Source organism: Streptococcus sp. UBA4344, from assembly GCF_002393675.1.
Classification (GTDB): Bacteria; Bacillota; Bacilli; order Lactobacillales; family Streptococcaceae; genus Streptococcus; species Streptococcus vicugnae.
In genome coordinates, this window is record NZ_DGTE01000009.1 from 39875 (window position 1) to 60739 (window position 20865).

The 20865-nt window shown below is 37.1% G+C and carries 24 protein-coding genes; 2 read left to right on the forward strand and 22 right to left on the reverse strand.

Annotated elements, in window-relative coordinates:
- Positions 1 to 18: 18 nt before the first annotated feature.
- The 13 genes from fni to B4D49_RS01925 all read right to left on the reverse strand — a co-directional run bounded on the left by fni (position 19) and on the right by B4D49_RS01925 (position 11232).
- On the reverse strand, positions 19 to 1017 hold the full coding sequence (gene fni / locus B4D49_RS01865) for a type 2 isopentenyl-diphosphate Delta-isomerase (RefSeq protein WP_199543723.1): 999 nt from the start codon (positions 1015 to 1017) through the stop codon (positions 19 to 21).
- Entirely contained in the window at positions 1014 to 2012 is a 999-nt protein-coding gene (locus B4D49_RS01870) for a phosphomevalonate kinase (protein ID WP_286783023.1), read from the reverse strand. The genes fni and B4D49_RS01870 overlap by 4 nt, the downstream gene beginning before the upstream one ends.
- Positions 1999 to 2949: a diphosphomevalonate decarboxylase gene (mvaD, locus tag B4D49_RS01875; RefSeq protein WP_286783024.1), complete on the reverse strand. Its 951-nt coding sequence runs from the start codon at positions 2947 to 2949 to the stop codon at positions 1999 to 2001. Before mvaD ends, B4D49_RS01870 begins: the two co-directional genes overlap by 14 nt.
- Complete coding sequence (gene mvk / locus B4D49_RS01880; protein ID WP_199543717.1) at positions 2931 to 3809, reverse strand: mevalonate kinase; 879 nt, start codon at positions 3807 to 3809, stop codon at positions 2931 to 2933. Before mvk ends, mvaD begins: the two co-directional genes overlap by 19 nt.
- A 165-nt stretch (positions 3810 to 3974) precedes the next feature.
- Positions 3975 to 4853, reverse strand: a complete 879-nt coding sequence (locus B4D49_RS01885) for a cysteine ABC transporter substrate-binding protein (RefSeq protein ID WP_286783025.1) — start codon at positions 4851 to 4853, stop codon at positions 3975 to 3977.
- A gap of 32 nt (positions 4854 to 4885) precedes the next feature.
- Positions 4886 to 5650, reverse strand: a complete 765-nt coding sequence (locus tag B4D49_RS01890; RefSeq protein ID WP_199543710.1) for an amino acid ABC transporter ATP-binding protein — start codon at positions 5648 to 5650, stop codon at positions 4886 to 4888.
- On the reverse strand, positions 5638 to 6315 hold the full coding sequence (locus tag B4D49_RS01895) for an amino acid ABC transporter permease (protein WP_286783026.1): 678 nt from the start codon (positions 6313 to 6315) through the stop codon (positions 5638 to 5640). The genes B4D49_RS01890 and B4D49_RS01895 overlap by 13 nt, the downstream gene beginning before the upstream one ends.
- The gene (locus B4D49_RS01900; protein WP_286783027.1) at positions 6275 to 6958 is read right to left on the reverse strand and encodes an amino acid ABC transporter permease; all 684 of its coding nucleotides are present in this window, start codon (positions 6956 to 6958) and stop codon (positions 6275 to 6277) included. Before B4D49_RS01900 ends, B4D49_RS01895 begins: the two co-directional genes overlap by 41 nt.
- 137 nt (positions 6959 to 7095) lie before the next feature.
- Entirely contained in the window at positions 7096 to 7854 is a 759-nt protein-coding gene (locus tag B4D49_RS01905) for an amino acid ABC transporter ATP-binding protein (RefSeq protein ID WP_199543705.1), read from the reverse strand.
- A 20-nt stretch (positions 7855 to 7874) separates the two neighbouring features.
- Positions 7875 to 8555 carry an amino acid ABC transporter permease gene (locus tag B4D49_RS01910; RefSeq protein ID WP_199543703.1) on the reverse strand — a complete coding sequence of 227 codons (681 nt, stop codon included), beginning with the start codon at positions 8553 to 8555 and terminating at the stop codon, positions 7875 to 7877.
- A 10-nt stretch (positions 8556 to 8565) separates the two neighbouring features.
- Complete coding sequence (locus B4D49_RS01915) at positions 8566 to 9258, reverse strand: amino acid ABC transporter permease (protein ID WP_199543701.1); 693 nt, start codon at positions 9256 to 9258, stop codon at positions 8566 to 8568.
- Positions 9259 to 9267: 9 nt separating this feature from the next.
- A complete protein-coding gene (locus B4D49_RS01920; RefSeq protein ID WP_286783028.1) occupies positions 9268 to 10146 on the reverse strand; it encodes a transporter substrate-binding domain-containing protein in 879 nt (292 codons plus the stop codon).
- Positions 10147 to 10206: 60 nt separating this feature from the next.
- Positions 10207 to 11232: a uroporphyrinogen decarboxylase family protein gene (locus tag B4D49_RS01925; RefSeq protein ID WP_074481659.1), complete on the reverse strand. Its 1026-nt coding sequence runs from the start codon at positions 11230 to 11232 to the stop codon at positions 10207 to 10209.
- A gap of 575 nt (positions 11233 to 11807) precedes the next feature.
- Between B4D49_RS01925 and B4D49_RS01930 the strand changes: the two genes are divergently transcribed.
- Positions 11808 to 12722: a LysR family transcriptional regulator gene (locus tag B4D49_RS01930; RefSeq protein ID WP_286783029.1), complete on the forward strand. Its 915-nt coding sequence runs from the start codon at positions 11808 to 11810 to the stop codon at positions 12720 to 12722.
- Positions 12723 to 12787: 65 nt separating this feature from the next.
- A complete protein-coding gene (locus B4D49_RS01935) occupies positions 12788 to 13633 on the forward strand; it encodes an aldo/keto reductase (RefSeq protein ID WP_286783030.1) in 846 nt (281 codons plus the stop codon).
- 58 nt (positions 13634 to 13691) lie between these two features.
- Here B4D49_RS01935 and B4D49_RS01940 read toward each other — a convergent pair whose 3' ends face one another.
- The 9 genes from B4D49_RS01940 to B4D49_RS01980 form a co-directional block, all read right to left on the reverse strand.
- Positions 13692 to 14918, reverse strand: coding sequence for a sensor histidine kinase (locus tag B4D49_RS01940; RefSeq protein ID WP_286783031.1), 1227 nt, complete (start codon positions 14916 to 14918; stop codon positions 13692 to 13694).
- Positions 14919 to 14926: 8 nt separating this feature from the next.
- Complete coding sequence (locus tag B4D49_RS01945; RefSeq protein WP_286783032.1) at positions 14927 to 15607, reverse strand: response regulator transcription factor; 681 nt, start codon at positions 15605 to 15607, stop codon at positions 14927 to 14929.
- A 5-nt stretch (positions 15608 to 15612) separates the two neighbouring features.
- Positions 15613 to 16245: a GTP pyrophosphokinase gene (locus B4D49_RS01950; RefSeq protein ID WP_286783033.1), complete on the reverse strand. Its 633-nt coding sequence runs from the start codon at positions 16243 to 16245 to the stop codon at positions 15613 to 15615.
- Positions 16246 to 16380: 135 nt separating this feature from the next.
- Positions 16381 to 17007 (reverse strand): ABC transporter permease, encoded by a 627-nt coding sequence (locus tag B4D49_RS01955; protein WP_286783034.1) that lies wholly within the window; start codon positions 17005 to 17007, stop codon positions 16381 to 16383.
- Positions 17000 to 17773 (reverse strand): ABC transporter ATP-binding protein, encoded by a 774-nt coding sequence (locus tag B4D49_RS01960; RefSeq protein ID WP_286783035.1) that lies wholly within the window; start codon positions 17771 to 17773, stop codon positions 17000 to 17002. The genes B4D49_RS01955 and B4D49_RS01960 overlap by 8 nt, the downstream gene beginning before the upstream one ends.
- A 12-nt stretch (positions 17774 to 17785) precedes the next feature.
- Positions 17786 to 18706 carry a glycine betaine ABC transporter substrate-binding protein gene (locus B4D49_RS01965; protein ID WP_286783036.1) on the reverse strand — a complete coding sequence of 307 codons (921 nt, stop codon included), beginning with the start codon at positions 18704 to 18706 and terminating at the stop codon, positions 17786 to 17788.
- Entirely contained in the window at positions 18696 to 19331 is a 636-nt protein-coding gene (locus B4D49_RS01970) for an ABC transporter permease (protein ID WP_286783037.1), read from the reverse strand. Before B4D49_RS01970 ends, B4D49_RS01965 begins: the two co-directional genes overlap by 11 nt.
- Entirely contained in the window at positions 19321 to 19773 is a 453-nt protein-coding gene (locus B4D49_RS01975) for a MarR family winged helix-turn-helix transcriptional regulator (RefSeq protein ID WP_286783038.1), read from the reverse strand. Before B4D49_RS01975 ends, B4D49_RS01970 begins: the two co-directional genes overlap by 11 nt.
- A complete protein-coding gene (locus B4D49_RS01980) occupies positions 19763 to 20740 on the reverse strand; it encodes an alcohol dehydrogenase catalytic domain-containing protein (protein WP_286783039.1) in 978 nt (325 codons plus the stop codon). Before B4D49_RS01980 ends, B4D49_RS01975 begins: the two co-directional genes overlap by 11 nt.
- Positions 20741 to 20865 lie beyond the last annotated feature (125 nt).

Below are 20865 nucleotides of genomic sequence, written 5' to 3' on the forward strand. Positions count from 1 at the left end.
AACGTTGATTCCCATGAATCAGCGTTTTTTTGTGGCTTCTTGCAATTTTCCATACAAAAGATAATCAACTTGTCTTAGGTCTTTAATTGTTTTACAGTTAAGAGCACACATGATTAGTCGCAAATCATCTTTCCAACTGTTAATGATATCAATGACTTTCTCAACTGGGTATTTTTCTACCAACTCTAAAACCGTACGTGATAGTCCAACGGCTTTAGCACCAAGTACTAAACATTTCACAATATCAAGCGGATGACGAACTCCACCAGATGCTAAAATCTCAGCTTTATCGACCATAGATTGAGCATTCAAGAGACTTTGAACAGTCGTTTGACCCCAATCATTAAGATAGGAGCGATTGTCCCCACGTTGATTTTCAATATAAGCAAAACTTGTTCCACCACGTCCTGAAATATCAAAAGTTTTAATCCCCAGCTCAAAAGCAGTTTCAATCGTTTTTAAATCCATACCAAAACCGACTTCTTTCAGGATAACTGGAACTGGCATTTTAGTTGCGTAATCAACTAGATTTTGCTTCCAAGAACGGAATTCACGCTCTCCTTCTGGCATCAAAAGCTCTTGCATTAGATTCACATGCACCTGCAAGAAAATTGGCTGCATTTCTTCAATAGTTTGTAATCCAAGCTCATAGGATTTATCAATCCCAATATTTGTCGCTAACAACAAATCTGGATAATCAGCCTTACTTGGATAAGAATCATCAGCAGGATTTTTCAAAGCAGCACTATATGAGCCCGTAACCATAACAAGACCTGTCGCTTGAGCAACTTGAGCTAATTTAAGATTAACAGCTTTTGCTTTTTCTGAACCGCCAGTCATAGCATTGATATAAAAGGGAAAATCAAAATCTCGTCCAGCAAAGTGCGTATGCAAATCAATCTCACTTAAATCATAATCTGGAAGGGAATGATGAATCAACTCCATATCGTCAAAAGAATTATAAGGAGATTGGTATTTAAGAGCGTACTTGATATGCTCATCTTTACGGTTCATCATGCTAATTCCTCCAAATCTAGTAGCTCAATACCAGCTTCTTGCCAACGTTTGATGAGTTCTTTACTATCATTAGGGCTAAATGATATTGCAATACCACAATCGCCTCCACCTGAGCCTGATGATTTAGCAATCACGTCTAAACCTTTTTCAGCAGCTTTTAGAGCTTTTAATTTATCGTTATAAATAGCTGAGCTTAAGCCAAGCAGTAAATCACTGACTTTTTGAAGTGATGTTTTAACAGTTTCTTTGTCAGCACTTTCTAGAGCCTTTTGACAAATCAGTACTTGTTTTTGTGTCTCTGCTAAAAACTCAGGTGTGATAGCTGATTTCACCAGATTAATCATATCTTTTGAAATTGACGGTTGCTTAGTCCAACCGACCAAAAACTCACAAGACAAGGCTGGTTTTATCACCTCAATCTGATATTCCCAGTCTTTATCAAGAACAGTCTGAATTGGCTCATCCTCAATCCATTTGGCAACCTTTTGTCGATTAAATGAAGTAAATGCAACTAAGTTATTGTATGCAATACAAGCAATATCCCCCATTGACCCATTATCGCCCATTTTTAACAATGTGTAAGAAGCTAATTTAAATAACAAATCAGCTGACAGATTCAAATCATAAAAGGCAGATAAGGCTTTAAGGGTTAGGACAGTAACCGAACCACTTGATCCAATGCCATACTTCTTGCCATCACGCTCCATCTTTCCAGTAATGCTTAACTCAAAAGGAGGCATTGCTTCTGCTGACTTCCCTAAATAGTCAAAAAGTGTCACGATTGTTTGCTGAATAAGAGCATAATTGTTATCTTCCGTCATCCCAACAGCATAGTCAAACATATCAGAAAATAATTTAATCTCTGGACTTCCTTTGACTTCTGCTGTCATGTGAATGGGAATATTTTTAATGATAGCTGTTTGACCTGGTGTTAAGATGGCATACTCACCAGCAATGTAGAGCTTTCCGCCAGTTTGAACCTTAATCATTTTCATCTGGTAATTCCTTAGTTCGTGAAACAATGACACGATAGTTTTCCTCGAAGCGTTTTGTCAAACGTTCCAAATCTTCTTCAAGACAAAGAACTTTGACATTTGGACCAGCATCCATTGTGAAATAACATTTTTCACCTTCAGCACGCAGTTGTTTGACAAAATCCATTGCTTGATAGCTTTCATCTGTTAAATAGTTAAATGGAGGGTTAGCATGAGTGTTAGTATCATGCATAGCAAGGGCATTACGCTCAGTCAATTCTCCAACTTTTTCAAAATCATTAGCTTTCAAATAAGCAAGCATATCCTTATAATCTTTTTCAGATTGTTTCACCCAGTCCGCAAATGTTGTTGACGTTTCTACACAACGTTTCATACCTTCTCGACTAGAAATTGGTTTCTTGCTGTCGCTTAAAACTAGCATAATCATTGCCAATTTAAGATCTGTTTGAACAGGATAAACGTCACCAGTATCTTTGTCCCAAGCAGCAAGCGGACCAAAAAATGAACGTGAAGATGATCCTGAAGCAAATTTTGCTTTTTGGGCTAACTCGGCCTGGCTTAGACCAGTTTCAAAGAGTTCGTTACAAGCTTTAACAAGAGCTGAAAGCCCACTAGAACTTGATGAAAGTCCAGCAGCAGTCGGCATATTATTGCTTGTTTCAACTTTAACATATTCAGAACGCTGCCCACGGTACTGGTCAATAATGGCAGAAATTTTAGCGTGTTCTTTTTCATCTTGTAAAACACCATTGATATAAAATTCATCATGCGTCGCTGAGTTTGGTAAAAAGGAAACACTTGTTGTTGTAAACATATTTTCCAGTGTCAATGAAATACTGCTGGTTGCTGGAATCATCTTGACCGCATCAGCTTTCCCCCAGTATTTGATAATAGCGATATTGGCATATGATTTTACCGTTACAATTTTTCGATCCACGTTTGAACCGCTCCTCCTTCTGTTAATGCTTTACTAATTTTTTCTGCGGCAGCTTTTGTTTCTGCAAGGGCAATGATACAGCCCCCTAGTCCGCCACCACTCATTTTGGCACCAAGGGCACCGTTTTCTAAAGAGATCTCAACTAATTTATCGGTTTTATCGATACTAACTCCGATAGCTTGAAGTTCTGTGTGAGCTTTCGTCATTAGTGGTCCGATTTTTTGAATATTTTTTTCTTTGATAGCCTTTTGGACCAACTCTGTCAAATCACCTAAAGCAGCTAAATGCGGTAAATTAGCTTCTTCTGCTTGGGCAACTTTCTCAACAGCTTCTCGGGTATTGCCATAAATCCCTGTGTCAGCAATAACCAGATAAGCTTCTAAATCCAAATCCAGCGTATTAAAGCCAATATTACGAATAAAGGTAATAGCTTTGTCACTCAAGCAAGTCTTAGCATCTAGTCCACTTGGGTTTGAATGTGCAATGATTTCAGCCTTGTTGACCAAAATTTCAAGCGTATCCATGTCAATACTTTGCTCAAAGTAATCAAACACGGCACGAATAGCAGCAATTGAAACGGCTGCAGATGATCCCATACCACGTTTTTGAGGAATTTCCGAACGAATAGCATAAGTGATGGAAACATCTGTGTGATTCAAATACTCTAGCGCTGCGTAAACAGCCGTTGATAATGTGTCATAATAATCGAAGTGAATCTTTTCATCAGCTGGATAGATACGGCATTCAACCTCAATTCCTTGAAGTGGAATAGCAATGGCAGGATAACCGTAAACAACTGAATGTTCACCCATCCAAATAATCTTACTATGCGCCTTTCCGACGCCAATTTTCTTAGTCATTTTCTTCTCTTACAATTTTTAGTTTACACTCCATTTTATCATTGTTCCACAAAAAAAGCGACTTTTACTAAAAAATGTTGGGGATTAAAATTTAAAGGCATAGTAAAAAGTCCGAGATGTTAGGCTCTCAGACTTTATCAATTTCACAATGTTATCTCAAAAGATTTATTTGTCAACTTTTCCACCTTCAACAACTAAATCATCTGCTTTAGCAGCATCGCCGTAAACTGGGGCAAGTGTTTTGTCATAATCTTTGTGGAAGAAGTCTTCTTTTCCTAAAGTATTAATCTCATCATTAATCCAATCAAGAAGTTCAGTGTTTCCTTTTTGGACTGCTGGCGCAATAGTGTCGGTATCTCCCAAACTTGTAATACCTACTTGGTATCCTTTGTTTTCTAAAGCCCAAGCTAGTACTTCAGTATTATCTGTAGAAAGTGCATCGCCACGACCATCTAACATAGCTTGGTAAGCTTCACTATATTGATCATATTTTTGCAAATTGACTTTTGGATAATTCTTTTCAAAGTAAGTTTCAGCTGTTGTTCCTTTACCTACAATAAGTGTTTTACCTTCTAAATCATCAACAGATGAAATCAAATGATCGCTCGGAGAAACGACACCAAGTGCTACTTTCATGTATGGCAAAGCAAAGTCAACTTGTTTAGCACGTTCATCAGTCACAGTAAAGTTTGCAAGAATAATATCTACTTTTGCTGATATCAAATATTCAACACGACTGGCAGGATCAACTGATACATATTTGACCTTCACACCTAGATCTTTTGCCAAACGGTTAGCAAAGTAAACATCATATTCCTGATATTTCCCTTTATCGTCCACATAACCAAATGGCTTTTTATCAGAGAAAACGCCAATTTTGATAGTACCACTTTTCTTAATTGCATCAAGAGAACGAGCTTTAGCTGTATTTCCAGATGATGATGACGAACTTGATGCCGTTGATGATTTCGATGCTGAACATCCTACCAACAAAACAAGGAATAATAGACTAGCAAGTGCCAAAAAATGTTTTACAATTTTCATATATATCTCCTTTATAAAAATAATCACACATATTAACCTACCGTTGAAAAATCAAAGACATTTAAGAAATCTCGAGCACGTTGGGTTTTCGGTTGAGAAAAAAATGTTTCAGCATCACTTTCTTCAACGATATGACCTTTCTCAAGAAATATCACACGGTCTGCGATTGCTTTAGCAAATTGTAATTCATGGGTCACAATAATCATTGTCCGACCTTCGTTTGCTAATTCACCAATCAACTCTAAAACTTCTCTCACCATTTCTGGGTCAAGCGAAGCTGTCACTTCATCGAATAATAAAACCTCTGGATGCAAGAGCAAACTTCTTATAATAGCAACACGCTGCTGTTGTCCACCAGATAATTCATGCGGATAGCTATTTTCTTTTCCAGATAGCCCAACACGTTCTAGCAGTTGCAAAGCTTCTTTCCTTACTTCATTTGCTGAGCGCTTTTGAGCTCTAATCGGCGCCAGCAATAGATTTTTCAAAACAGTCAAATGAGGAAAAAGGTCATAAGACTGAAAAACCATGCCTATTTTTTGACGAATCTGTGGCAAATTTTTAGGGGTTGTTAAAATATTTTCACCCTCTAGACGAACTTCCCCAGATTGGATTGGCTCTAAACCATTAATACAGCGAAGTAAAGTTGATTTTCCACATCCAGAAGGACCTAGAATGACTAAAACTTCACCCTCGTCAACTGAAAAAGACACATTGTCCAAAACAACTTGACTATCATAAGATTTCTTTATTTTCTTGAGTTCTAAAACTTTTGTCAATTCTGTTACTCCTTCCATACAGTTTCTAGGTATATTGACAATCGTGAGATTGGAAAACAGATGGCAAAATACAAGATGAAAATAAAGCCATAAATCCAAATTGCTGTACTTGGAACTGTTAATCGATTAGCTTCAATAATCTCTTGCCCAACTTTGACCACTTCAACAACTCCAATCAAGACAACCAATGAAGTCGTTTTAATCATTCTTGTCATCAAATTTACAGCTTGGGGTAATAAGCGACGTAAAATTTGTGGAATAATCACATAGATAAACAATTGCCGTTTAGTTAACCCCAAAGCTAGACCACTTTCGAATTGATGCTTAGGTAAAGAGGTTAGTGCCCCGCGGACAAGATCTCCCATCTCAGCTGTCCCCCACATTGAAAAAACAATGACTGCTGCAAGTTCTCCAGATAGGTTTAGATTAAAACTCCTAGCAAGTCCAAAATAAACCAAAAACAAAAGAACCAACTGTGGCATAATCCTAATAAATTCTAAATAGAGCTGTGAAAGTATCCGAATAATGCGAAATCGCGATATCATCACAAATCCAAAAGCAAACCCTAAAATCAATGAAATCACAATTGACAGTAACGAGATATCAATGGTTACAAGTAACCCCTTAAACAAGCGAAGAAGATTATTCCCCTGAAAAAGCACTTGAAGGCCTGAATCCTGCATGACGTAACCTCCCTTCTACTAGTCTTGCTAGCAATGAAATTGGTAGCAGGACTATCAGATAAGCGAGCACTAGCATCAAAAGAGCTTCATCTGTTTCATAATAAAGTCCAATCAAATCTTTAGCTACATACATCAAGTCTGCTAAAGCAACAATTGAAAAAACAGAAGTTTCCTTAATTAAAAAAATGACATTAGCAGCTAAAGATGGTAGAGCCACAGCAAGTGCTTGAGGAAATATCACATAAAAGACATTTTGAACTGGCGTCAAGCCTAGACTTAACCCTACTTCGTACTGCCTTTTTGAAACAGCCTCAAAGCCTGAACGAAATGATTCAGCCATATAAGATCCCCCTAAAAAAGTTAGCCCTACAACCGCACAAAGCTCTGATGATAAGACCAAACCAATCTTTGGTAAACCAAAGTAAAGAAAATAGAGTTGTATCAAAAGAGGTGTATTTCGTGACAGTTCTATGTAAATTTGACAAAGCTGACTCAGAATTGGAATCCGATAGAATTTAATCAGACTAATCAAAAAGCCTAGAACAAACGCTCCTAAAATACCAAAACAAGCCAGCCTAACCGTTAATCGCAAAGCTTGTTGGTACAAAGGAATATTCGCATAAATAAACTCCCAATCTAACATGATATCCCTCCAAACGTTATAAAGGTATTATAGGAAAATATCCCAAACTCGTGTACTCTAAATTATTTATGCTTCGCCATAAAAAATATTTATAATCTAACTAAAAAAACATCGGCACAAAAGCATGCCGACATTTTTCAAATCACTGGGTCTATATTAAGTTCTGGAATAATTCGTGTCAAGAATTGTTTGGTACGTTCTTCTTTTGGTCGTGTGAAGAATTCTTTCGGGTCACCTTCTTCTATGATATGTCCACCCTCCATGAAGATAATGTGTGTTGCCACATCACGCGCGAAGCTCATTTCGTGGGTCACAACAACCATTGTCACGCCTTCTTCGGCCAATTCCTTCATCACGTCAAGAACATCACCAATCAATTCTGGGTCAAGCGCTGACGTTGGTTCGTCAAAAAGGATTACTTCTGGTTTAACAGCGATGGCACGCGCAATTCCAATCCGTTGTTGCTGGCCACCTGATAATTGGCTCGGATAAAAATCTCTTTTCTCTAAAAGCCCAACTTTTTTAAGAGCATTTTCAGCAATCGGAATAGCTTTTTCTTTGGGCACTTTCCTAGCAATCACTAAGCCTTCTAAGATATTTTCAAGTGCTGTTTTATTGGCAAATAAATTATAATTTTGGAAAACAAAAGCTGTTTTCTTTCGAATTTCAAGGACATCTTTACGGCTGATTTTTGCTAAATCATAAGATTTTCCGTCTAATTCTAATTCTCCCGCATCCGCATGTTCAAGGTAATTTAAAGACCTAAGAAAAGTTGTTTTCCCTGACCCTGATGGTCCCAAAATCACCACAACATCTCCTTGATTAACTGTCAAACTAATGCCATCTAAAACTTTCTTATCTCCAAATGATTTTTCGATATTTTTCACTGTTAACATAACAAACTCCTCACTTTAGATCAACCAATTTGTGCCCGTTTTTCCAAGATTTTAAATCCATATTGAATAAGCCCGCAAATCACAATGTAAATAATAAAAATAACAAAATAGGATTCAAAATAATGGTAGCCATAAGCAGCTTCAATTTTCGCAATCGCTGTAATATCTTTTACTGTCATTACAAAAACAAGAGAGGTACCTTTGACAAGATTAATCACTAAATTACAGAGATTTGGCAAAGCCTGACGAATTGCTTGAGGAAAGACAATCCTGAGATAAGCTTGTTTTTTTGACAAACCAATAGCAAGAGCTGCCTCTAACTGCCCCTTATCAACCGTCAAAATTGCCGAGCGAATAATTTCAGAAAGACTTCCAGTCGTCATTAGACCGAAGATAACAAATGCATAATAAATGGGATTAATGTCAAAAACGTTAAAACCTGATGCTTTCAATAATTGATTAATCAAACTTGGAAAAAGGCTGTAGAAAAATAAAATCAATAAAATAGCCGGTGTTGATCGTATAAAAGCAAGGTAAATCACTGAAAATGTTGTCACCCCTTTGACCCTGTAAATACGCCCCAAGGCCAAGAAAAGTGCTGGAAAAAAACTCAAAAGAATCGAAACCACCATAATTCCTAACGTCACCGGAATACCAGCGAGAGTCTTCACAAATGTTTCCAAAATATAAGAAAAATCCATAATCTCCTCCTTAACCCTCTCTAGTATCCAAATCATTTTCAATCACATGAGTAACAACAGACAAAATCAGTGCTAAACTCCAGTAAATAATGGCAACTGCGGTATAAGTTTCCAAAGAATAATTGCCCATGTTGCGCGAAATGATAAGATTGCCTTCACCCATCAAATCCACTAATCCAATGGTGTAAGCTAGAGCAATATCCTTTAATAAATTAATCACGGCACTTGTAATGTTAGGAAGGGCAATTCTAAAAGCTTGAGGCAAAAGAATACGCACAAAAGTCTGAGAATCTGTTAAACCAATACTAAGACCAGCTTCTAGTTGTCCTTTTGGCAAGGCTAAATACGAAGATTTAAAGACTTCTGAAATACTTGCCGCAAAGAGCAAAGTCATTGCTAAAATCACAAATATCGAACGAGACCAGCCATTTACATCAATCCCTAACCACCATTCTAAAAAACGAGGTAAACCATAAAAAACAAGGAAGATAAGAACAATTGGTGGTGTACATCTTAGTATAAAGACATAGCCTCTAGCTAAAATGGAAAAGCCATGTTCGTCTGATAGTTGTGCATAAGCTAACAAGAAACCTAATAAACTTCCTAACAAAACAGTTAATGCCAAGACCCATAAAGTAAGAGGTAGAGCTGTTAAAATATCTGGAATTACTCTTATTACACGAGACGGTTCATAAGAAACCATAGCTACCTCCTAATCTGTTACATAACTAAAGACATCTTCTCCAAAGTATTTTTGTGAAAGTTTAGCAATTGTACCATCTTTTTGCAATTCCTTGATGGCTTTATCGTATTCTTTTGCAAATGCTTTATTAGTATCATTTTTATGAATCAATGGGTATGTTTCAATACCTTTATATGGGAACCATGTCAATTGGTCTGCATACTGATGGTAAGCCCCATCTTCTTTTTTGACAGCTTCTTCAAATGACAATTTAATTGAGAAATAAGCGTCATAACGACCTTCAAGCACCCAAGCATAGGCATCCGCAACTGAGAAGCTTTCAGATTCTTTGAGTTCAATTGGGTGTTTAGCTTTTTTGTTGTACTCTTGAATGACATTATATTGAGCATTTTGTGGCGAAATTGGAACCAACTTACCACCATCTTTGGCAAATGAATCAATGTCTTTGTATTTTCCTTCATCAGCTTTTCGAATGGCAAATCCAATTACACTAGCACCAATGGCTTCATCAGGAATAATGAATTTTTGCGCGCGTTCTTCGGTGTACCAAGCCCCTTTGACACCAATATCATACTTGCCTGATTCAAGACCAATCAATAAATCTTCATCGCTTGTTCCCGTATAATCAAACTTATAATTTTTTAGCTTGTCATCAACAGCTTTTAACACTGCAACTTCAAATCCATCACTTTCACCTTTGTCATTGACAAAATCATATGGAACATAATTTTGTGTGTGAGCGACTTGCAAAGTTGTTACTTTATTTGACTTGCTCGATGAACTGTCTGCACTTGCTGATATCTTACCTGTTAATTGACGTCCGACAACTGTCGCTGCAACAAGTGCTACAATAACACCACCAGAAATAATCCTTTTTTTCTTACTCATATAACCCACTCCTTTTCTTTTTACCTAAAACTTTTCTTTCATTCCTAAAAACTCTTAAAATCAAACGGCTGCTTTGACAAGAACCTCATCAAGAACGGCTTCTTTCACCCAAGCAATACGTTCTGAGGCAATATCACTTGGCACCGTGCAATCAGCACCGATAACAACGCCTTGACGTCCCGCTTCTTCAAGCAACTGTTTAACTTTGTCTTGAATAGCTTCCTTACTTCCTCGATAAAGCAAATCATTTTCAGTATTTCTAAAGCCACCGAGAACCGTTTTTCCACCAAATAACTGACGTCCTTCTGATAGGCTAACACCTTCCAATTCAACAGCCCAATTAATGACATCAGCTGGATAATCAGTGTAGTACGAAATATCATTTGTAGCACCTTCATAACCGCAGATATGAAGAATATTTGTTCCACCGGCTGAAATAGCTCGGTTTAAAACATGCAATTCGCCCGGTCTGATAACATGGTCATATTCAATGCGACTCAATCGTGAATCCTGCAAATTCTGAACACTAAGGTAAATCCCATCAACGCCCGCTTCTTCAATCAAACGTTTTGTTAGTAGTGCAATATCAAAAGCAATTACATCTAGAACTTTCTTCGTTAATTCTGGGTCTTCTTTGATAAAATCTTCAATAATTTTATCCCCATTGCCACCTTTTCCATCAAGATGCCATTTGAGATAAGTTGCTGGAGCAAAGATATTATAGAAAGATGCAATATCTTCATGGAAATCTTCACGAATTTTTTTAGCAAGTTCAACTTGCTTTGTAATCCATGGATGATTTTCTCCAATAGAGGTAATCCCTTCAAGTTCATGAATCGATTTAATACCTTCATGAATAGCATCATTTGGATAAGTAAAGAAACCATCACTCATGATTTTTACAAAATCTGGATCGACATCTGAGATAAATCGTTTGTGCCCAGCGATATTTTTATTAAAAATAACAGGATTGAAACCATCACTTCGTTCATCATCAGTTGTAAAATGATACCAAAATCCGACTGGAACTCTATCAACTTTTTCATTTTTAAAGGCTTTTAAAACCCACTCTCTTTTTGTTGTCATTAGCGTAATCTCCTTTGCATTTGGTATGGCAATTATACTATCACGCTTTATCTGACTTGAAAAATCTATTTTATTTATGCTCGGCCATAAAAATGAGTTATGGTATAAAAAAGAAAAAAAAGGTTGGAGACAGTTTATCTCCAACTTTTTACTCGTAAGGTAAATGTGTCAAACTCTTAAGACTTTGAATTCGAACAATATCTTCCTTTCGAATATGAGATGATCGTTTTCTAGTTTGATAGGCTTTGAAGGAAGAACAATTTAAAAAAATAAGAAGAGATATGACAAGAATAATTGTAACAGCAATTGAGCTATTTCTTAAGTGTTTTTCTGTTAAGAGCATTGACATGTCACCCCCGAGTAGCTTTCTAAGCTTATTGTAGCAGCTTTGAGCTCTTTAGAAAAATCTATTCTTTTTATTGCCAGCCATAAAATCGGCTAATAATTAAGCGTATTTATCGCAGGTTATAGGATTTTTTTATCAGTACTTAAGATATTCTTATCAGAATTTTGCTGATTTTTTAATGTATTTTCACTATAATATTAACAATTATTACAAAAAGGGATGATGTTTTATGAATTTCCAACAATGTCGTTATGTCGAAGTCGTCGCTCGCGTAGGGTCTTTTAGCCGGGCCGCTAAGGAATTATACATGACTCAGCCCAACTTGTCTTGCTCTATTAAAGATTTAGAAACTGAATTAGGAGTCCAGCTTTTCACGCGCTCTAATACAGGTACGCGTTTAACTGAGGATGGTCATGATTTTTTAAAGTATGCTAAACGCATCATTGGAGAATTAGATTTATTACAACAACGCTACCATGATCAATTTAAGAAAAGTTTTACGGTTGCTTCTCATCACTACGACTTTTTGTCTATTCCGCTTGCTAAAGTCGCCCAAGAATTTAAACAAGATTATCAAGAATTTCAAACAATTGAAACAAGCACCAAAAAAATCCTTGATAGTGTTGCTTCTTTTGAAGCTGACTTAGGGATAATTTACCTGGATGATGACAATAAACACATTTTAAAATCATCACTAGAACATCAAGATTTGGAATTCACCTCTTTAGGAGAATTTCCAACACGTGTCTTTCTCCGTCGTGACCACCCACTTGCTAACAAAGCAGTAATTTCAGAAAGTGACCTAAAAGGTTATAATCAAATTCGCTTTCGTCAAGAGCAGTCAGGTTTAAATTTTGATGAAGATGCTCTCGATATCCATGATGAACAACGTATTCTTTACAGCAATGACCGAGGAACTGTAATGAATTTGCTTTGTGCTACGAATGCTTATGCCTCAGGGCTTGGGATCGTCAATAGCTTTGTCAAAGATCAGATTGTTCTTATTCCACTGAAGAATAGTCCAAAACACACACTTGGTTATGTGACCAATCGCAAGAAAAAACTATCTGATATCGGAGCTAGTTTCATCAATGAAATCAAGCTTAGTTTAGAAGAATTTGAAGACAACAGTCAGCTAATCTAGTTTGAGTCGTATCTTTTAAGATTACAAAACTTTTGTGTTAGAATGAAGAAAAAAGGAGGATGCTTATGGAATTTAAAACTCTCAACAACGGCGTTAAAATCCCAAAACTTGGTTTTGGAGTATGGCAAATTTTTGACCAAGATGAATGCCAAAAGTCAGTCGAAGACGCTCTTGAAATCGGTTATCGTCTTATCGATACAGCAGCTCTTTATCGAAATGAAGAAGCAGTCGGTAAGGCTATTAAAGCCTCAGGTATTAAACGTGAAGATGTTTTCATAACTACTAAAGCTTGGATTAACCAACTTGGCTATGATGAAACCAAAAAAGCATTTGAAACAAGCCTCAAAAAACTAGGAACTGATTATCTAGACCTCTACCTCATTCACCAACCATACGGTGATACTCATGGAGCTTGGCGTGCAATGTCTGATCTCTATAAAGAAGGTCGTATTCGTGCCATTGGCGTCTCAAATTTCTCAACGGGGCGGCTGACAGATTTTGCTATCAATACTGAAATTGTTCCGGCACTTAACCAGATTGAACTTCATCCATACAAACAGCAACCACTTCTCCGTGCAGCTAACCAAGAATTTGACGTTGCTACACAAGCATGGAGTCCCTTTAATCAAGGAAAAGATGATATTTTCAAAGATTCTATCCTAACAAGTATTGCAAAAAAACATGATAAGTCAGTTGCTCAAGTCATTCTTCGCTGGCAAATTCAAAATGATATCCTAACTATTCCAAAATCAGTTCACCTCAACCGTATCAAAGAAAATTTTGATATTTTTGATTTTGAACTCACACCAGATGACATCAAGCAAATCCAGTCACTTGACCGTTTCCCTGACAACTACGGACCAAATGAAAGCGTTGAACAAGTAAAACGCTTATCAGGCTATTCTGTCTAAAACTACTACTTTAATAAATATAAAAGCTGAGATTTTCTGTCTCAGCTTTTTCTTATCATTACAAAGTCACAACAAATGTGATGAGGTCATCTTTATAGGTAACTGAAATGTTACCTTTAAAAAGTTTAACCATGGTTTGAGCCATTGAAAGACCAATTCCATAGCCTGAATTCTTATTATTGTGAGATTCGTCTTCTCTATAAAATCGTTCAAAGAATTTTGTATAATCAACATTTTTGCCTGCCTTGTAGGTATTAGAAATTTCAAGACGGGCTTTAGAAAGACGATTTTTACTTAATTTAACCGATACCGTTCCACCTGGATCGCAATATTTATTAGCATTATCAACCAAAAGAGTAACTAATTCAAATAATGATTTTTCTTCAGCTTTAACATGAATCCCTGATTGAATAGCCATGATAAAGTGCTTACCATCCTTGATAACTGGTCCTTTAAAATCTTCTGCAGCATCTCTTGCAATATCTGAAAAATTAACACTTGTTAAGACCAACTCAGGCTGTTCTTCTAAACGCGCCATAGCTACTAAACCATTAATTAAGCCTGTCATACGATCGATTTGATCGTTAGTACTTTTAGTCCATTCAGACTCTCCATTCATCAATTCAACAAGTTCATTATTCGCAGCAATAATCGCTAACGGAGTCTTTAATTCATGACCAGCATTAGTGATAAATCGTCGTTGACGTTCATAGTTACGAATAAACGGTTTGATAACTTTTCCAGATACAATTGAGATAACCAAGACAAAGAAAATAAAGCTAGCACCTGACATCCAAATAGACAAGTGCACCAAAGCAAGATTATCTCTAAATTGATTAGTCGAATCTAATACCACAATCAAATCCGTATGTCGACTTTCTTCTGTCACCAAGTAAGAGTAGGTATGGTGATGATAAGAAAAATCAGCTCGAGTATCCTTAGATTGGTTGATTCTCACCAAAAAATCTTTAACTTCTTGATCAGTCAAATCAGAAATATTGCTTGCATTTAAAGAAATGATATTCCCATCACGGTCCATTTTAGCGCTAAAATAGCGGTATTGAAAAAGAGTATCAACTGAAACCGTATCTCCTAACTCACTAGTCGTTTTTGAAATGCTAGGAAAACTACCCCCATTATCAGCCAGTAAGGATAAAATTTTATTGATTTCATCAACCGTCTGAACATGGCGAGCAGAATTCAAGACGCCAACAACCGAAAACAAAACCAGTAAAATCGCTAAAGAAGCAATTGCAATAAAGCGTATGCGAAGCTTTCGAAACATCGGGTCACCTACAATTCTTTCAACTCATAGTCTCCCATTTCTTCACCTTCAATCACGAGATTTGCCCCAATCGATTGGAGTTTTTGACGAAGGTAGGAAACATAAATAAAGACATAACCATCATCAATATCTGGATCATCCTTGTCACTTGCCCAGACGTGATTAAAAATTTGCTCAGTTGATAACTTCTTACCGGGGTTTAACATAAAAAATTCAAGCATTTTTGCCTCTTTTCCTGCTAAACGAATGGTATTTTGACTAGCTAATTCCTGTTCACCGACATTTAACGTCACCGTCCCAAGTTTTAAAATATTTGATGTAAAGTTAGTATCTACACGACGGGACATTGAACGAAGTCGCGCCAATAACTCTTTAAGAGAGAATGGTTTGGTCAAATAATCATCAGCACCAGCATCAAGTCCCATCACGCGGTCATCAATTTCAGACATAGCTGTCAACATAATAATGTGAGCTTGGTTACCACTTTGACGAATTTCTTGAACAGCTTGAATTCCTGTTTTTCTCGGCATCATAATGTCCATGACCATCACGTCATAAGCATTCTCATTAGCTTTCTCTATAGCTGCTTGACCATCATAAACAGAATCAACATCATAACCTTCATGAGTCAATGCTGTTGTCAAAACTCGGTTCATCTGAACTTCATCTTCTGCAATAAGTACTTTCATAGTTATTATTCTCCTTCATCTTGAGAACTTTCTTGGATCAAATTACGAATGGTCTGCATCGTCAAATCACATGACGCTAATTCATCAGCACAGCGTTTTAGCTCTCTTACAATACGTTTTGGATCTTTAATGTCATGTTTGTACTTCATCTGATGTTCAAGACTAGCCCAGGAATCCATGGCGATGGTACGAAGCTGAACCTCAATAAAGTATGAGCCCTCCTCATTTCCAAGACAATCAGGATAAGGTGTCATAACTTCAACTATCAAATGGTAAGAACGATAGCCATTTGGTTTTGCATTTTTAATGTAATCTTTCTCAGCAACAATGGTGCAATCATCAAAAGAACGGATAAGGTCCACTAAGGTATAAATATCATCAACAAAACCACATACTATCCGCAGACCAATACTATCACGCACTTTTTTCAAAGCAGACTCGGTTGTTACTGGAAGATTTTTGCGTTGACACTTCTCTGTCATACTTTCAGGAGTCTTAACGCGAGCGATAAAATGTTCAAACAGCTTATAACCAGTCTCTTTTTTAACCTCATCATTTTTCTTGCGAATACGCTGACTAAAGTCCTCCAAAATCAAAGGCAGGTAATCAGCATATTCTCCATAAATCATATCTGTCATAACTTTTCCTAACTAGATGATAGTTTCATTATAACAAAATTCCTTATAAGAAGCTAAAAGGGGCATTTTTAAGAGCTAAAAAGTTGAGCAAAATGCCCAACTTCTTGGTTTGTGTTCTTATTATTGCAAGACGCATTAACTCACGCTTTCGTTCTTGACTAATTCTTCAACAAGATACAAGATGAGGTTGACTAATAAGCTTAGGGCAACAGTCAAAATGATACCCCAAAGCAATTTAGGCAAACTCATTGTGCGGAGTCCGTCAAACAAAATACTACCTAGACCGCCTGCATTAATCGTTGAGGCAATTGTTGCGATAGCAATCATTGAATTTGCTGCCAAACGTATTCCTACAAAAATAGAGGATTGCGCCAATGGCAACTGAATTTTTGCTAATATTTGCCACCTTGTCATCCCCATACCAGTCGCCGCTTCAACAATACTGTCATCAACTTGTGTCAATCCTGCTAAAAATGTGCGAACTAACGTATATTGCGCATAGATTACCAAAGCTATTATGGCTGTTCGCGTCCCCAAACCTGTCACGGGAATCAACAAGGTAAACAGTGCAAAACTCGGAATGGCGTACAATAGTGATAAGACGTAAACAGAAGCCTGCCTTATTTTAGGGTAAAACAGCAAAATCACCGTGATGACACTAGCAAATAGCAGAGCAAACAGTAGGGAAAAACTCGTCAATTCAATATGTTCAATGAGCGCCGTGATTAACTTATCAGAAGATGTCTTAAAATAATCAATCATAGCTAGCCCTCCACAGTTTTTCTTGTTCCTGCGCAGTTGTTATCAATTTTTGGACAAATTTATTTCCTGGATTTTTGATAATATTTTCTGGTGTGTCAAACTGGCAAATGGTACCATTATCCATGATAACCACGCGTGTTCCCAGTTTAAACGCCTCATAAATATCGTGAGTGATAAAAACAAATGTCTTTTGATTTAATTTCTGATGAATCGCTTGCAATTCCTCTTGTAAATCATTGCGAGTAATGGCATCAATGGCACCAAATGGTTCATCAAATAACATGACATCAGGGTCAGCAGCTAAAGCACGCGCAACACCTATCCGCTGTTGCTGCCCACCGGATAATTCACTTGGATAACGTTCGCCGTAATCCGCTGCAGGCAATTGCACCAAATCTAAAAGTTCTCCCACACGATTTTCAATGCGTTCCTTATCCCAGCCCAATAACTTGGGAACAGTTGCAATATTTTCAGCAACCGTCATATGTGGAAATAAGCCGATTTGTTGGACAACGTAACCAATCTGACGACGAAGGCTAACGGAATCCATCTGCTCAATATCTTGCCCAGCAAAGAGAATCGTCCCTGACGTTGGTTCAATCAGCTTGTTAATCATTTTTAGCATGGTTGTCTTACCAGAACCTGATGTTCCCAAAATGGTAATAAATTCGCCATTTTCAATGGTTAAGTTAATATCATTAACAACCGTTTTATCACCATAAACTTTGCTCACATGCGCAAATTGAATCATTGTCTTTTCTGTCATAAATCTATCTTTCTAACCTTTTATGCTATCGTAGTATTCTTTTGCGACATCTGTATATTCTTGACCGTCAACATCCACTTTAGCATTAAGTTCCGTAACTATTTCAGTATCAAGTTTTGCCGAAATATTATTTAAAATGGTTTTAATATCTGGATTGTCATCCAAAATATTATCTCGCACAATAGGCGCTAAATTATATGGTGGCCAGAATTGTTTATCATCTTCCAATAAGGTGAATTCATACGTATTGACCAACTGACCTTCGGTCGTGTAAGCTGGCGTCACATCCGCCTCATCATTTTCAAGAACACTGTATTTCAAACTATTGTCATATACCTTTGAAGATTGCCAGTTAAAGGTACCATAAATCTTTTCAAGTCCTGGTAAACCATCTTCACGTTCATCAAATTCCCCTTGTGAAGCAAAGCGCAATTCACTAGCATGAGCTTGCAAATCAGAAATCGTCTTGATGTTGAGTGAATTGGCGACTTCCGTACGAATAACCAAACCTTGGCTATCATTTGCTGACGCGTAATCGAGCCAAGTCAGGTTAAATTGTTCCTCATACTCTTTTTTGACAATCTTATAAACTTTCTCTGAATCTGTTTCCATATCCTCACCCAAAACTGACAGCAAACCAGTTCCTGTATATTCTGGATATAAATCAATCTCATCATTGACAATTGAATTATGAATCAAAGAACTTGAAATATTTGACACACGCTCAACGGTATAACCATTGTCCTCAAGCGCAAGCGCATAAATTTCAGCAATGACTAGATTTTCCGTAAAATCTTTCGACCCCACACGAATAGTGGTTGACGATTGCTGCGCTTCAGAAGATTGATTATTACGCCACGCCCAAATTCCACCAACAATTGCCACCAAAATGACTACCAGTAACGCTCCTGAAATCACCTTTTTATTTTTCATAATGTTCTACCCCTTTTATGCTTAAATCAAAAATAATCATACTAAGGAACGACAATATCGCAACCGAACCACCACCAATTAGCAATAAATCATAACGATAAAGTCCTAATCCTGTAAAAATCAAAGTACCAAGTCCACCTGCTCCAATATAGGTCGCCAAGGTTGCGCTAGCAATAATTTCCACCAATGCCAATTTAATGCCATTTAAAATATGTGGCAGAGCTAACGGAAATTGGACTTTTGTTAATAATTGCGACCTTGTCATCCCAAGTCCCAAAGCTGTTTCCAGCAAATTTTCTGAAACCGATGCAAACCCAACAATCGTATTTAATAAAATGGGTGGTATTCCCAAAATCACTAAAGCAATCAATGCAGGTAAGCGCCCCACTCCAATGAATGGAATCAGAATAAATAGTATTCCAAGGCTTGGAATAACGCGTAACCCTTGCGTCAAAAGCGTTGACAATTGTCGTACAAAAGGCTTTTCGTAAGAAAAATAACCAAGTGGTAGAGCGATGATTAAAGCAATCAACAAAGCCTCGAAACTTAGGCTAATGTGTTGCCAAACGTATCCTAAATAAGTATTTCCATTATCTGCAAAATATGTAGCTATATCATTTAACATGTTCCTTTACCTGATGACTTTCTAAAAGTTCTTTTAACCTATCAGTGAACATCGCTGTCGCTGACAATAAAACTTCCTGTTCTTCCAAAGTCAAAGCGCTCATTGCTTGCGCTTCAAAATCTGCTAACGGCTCCAATAATTCAGCAGCAAACTGCTGACCTGTTTCAGTTAAACGAATCAACTTCTTGCGCCTGTCAATTCGGGAAGGCTCCAAATATAATATTCCATTTTTCATATAAGTTTTAACAATTGCTTGAATCACTTGTTTCGTTGAAAATGTTCGTTTTGCAATGCTCTCCTGTGTCATCCCATGTGGATTATGATAAATCCACATAAAAACTAATAACGATTTACTATTTAGCCCATGCTTTTTAGCGTAGCTTTCATAGAGGGAAAATTGCTCATCACGCAAACGAGCGTATTTTCTAGCATTACTTATCACTAAAATTTTCCTCCTTATTTAAAACAATGACCTTGCCAAATGCCGCAACACTATCAAGATAATCATGTGCAGCTTGTATACTATCCAAATCAAATACACGCTCAGGGCGAACATCTACTTGTTCTTGCTCAATATAAGCCAACATTTTCTGAATCTTATCTTGTGAAACATTACCTGAATAAAATGTTGTCAAATAGACATTATTTTTAAGTTCCATAATTGGATCAAATTCTTCCAGATACCATTTTCGTCCCAATTGACCACAGGAACAAATAATTCCGTTTTCTTGCAAATGCCCTAGACTGTCTTTGATTGTGGCAGGTCCAACTAATTCTAAGATTTTCGTGAATGTCACATCCATCTTTAGCACACCATTATCATCAATAACCAAATCATCATATCCAGCTTCCAAAAGCTGCGCTTTTTTAGCAGTATTGCGCACACTTGCATAGACGTTCACGTCAGGAAATTTAGCTTTTACCAATTTCACAAAAGCCGTCCCGACACCACTAGCACCAGCACGCACCAAAACCGTATCACGGGAGGTAATTTTTAAATTTTGATAAGCACCAAAGGCAGTATAATAAGTCTCTGGAATCGTCGCCAACCTTGCCCAATCCAACTGCGTTGAGATAGGATAAATCTGCTCATTTGGCAAAAGGACATATTCAGCATACGAGCCATCAAAATCACGTCCCATTTCTCCCATAATCGAAATGATTTTTTGACCAACTGGCAAACGTTGTTCGTCCGTCGTCTCTTCAATGACGCCAACACATTCTATCCCAAGAATCCTTGGAAAGGTGATACTCGGCGACAAGCCTTGTCTGGTAAAAATTTCAGAACGATTAATCCCAAATCCCATAATTTTCACCAAAGACCAACCTGGTTTTACTTGCGGTTTAGAAACCTGAGTCACCTCTAAAACACTACTATCTCCTGCTTTGCTAACAATAACAGCTTTCACTTTCTTCCCTCCTTTTAAACGTTTTCGCTATTTTCCATTATTATGTCACAATCACCAAAAATAGTCAAAAATTTTTACTATTTTCCAATTCTTAAACAAATGCCACTTTTGCTTTAAAAATTGAT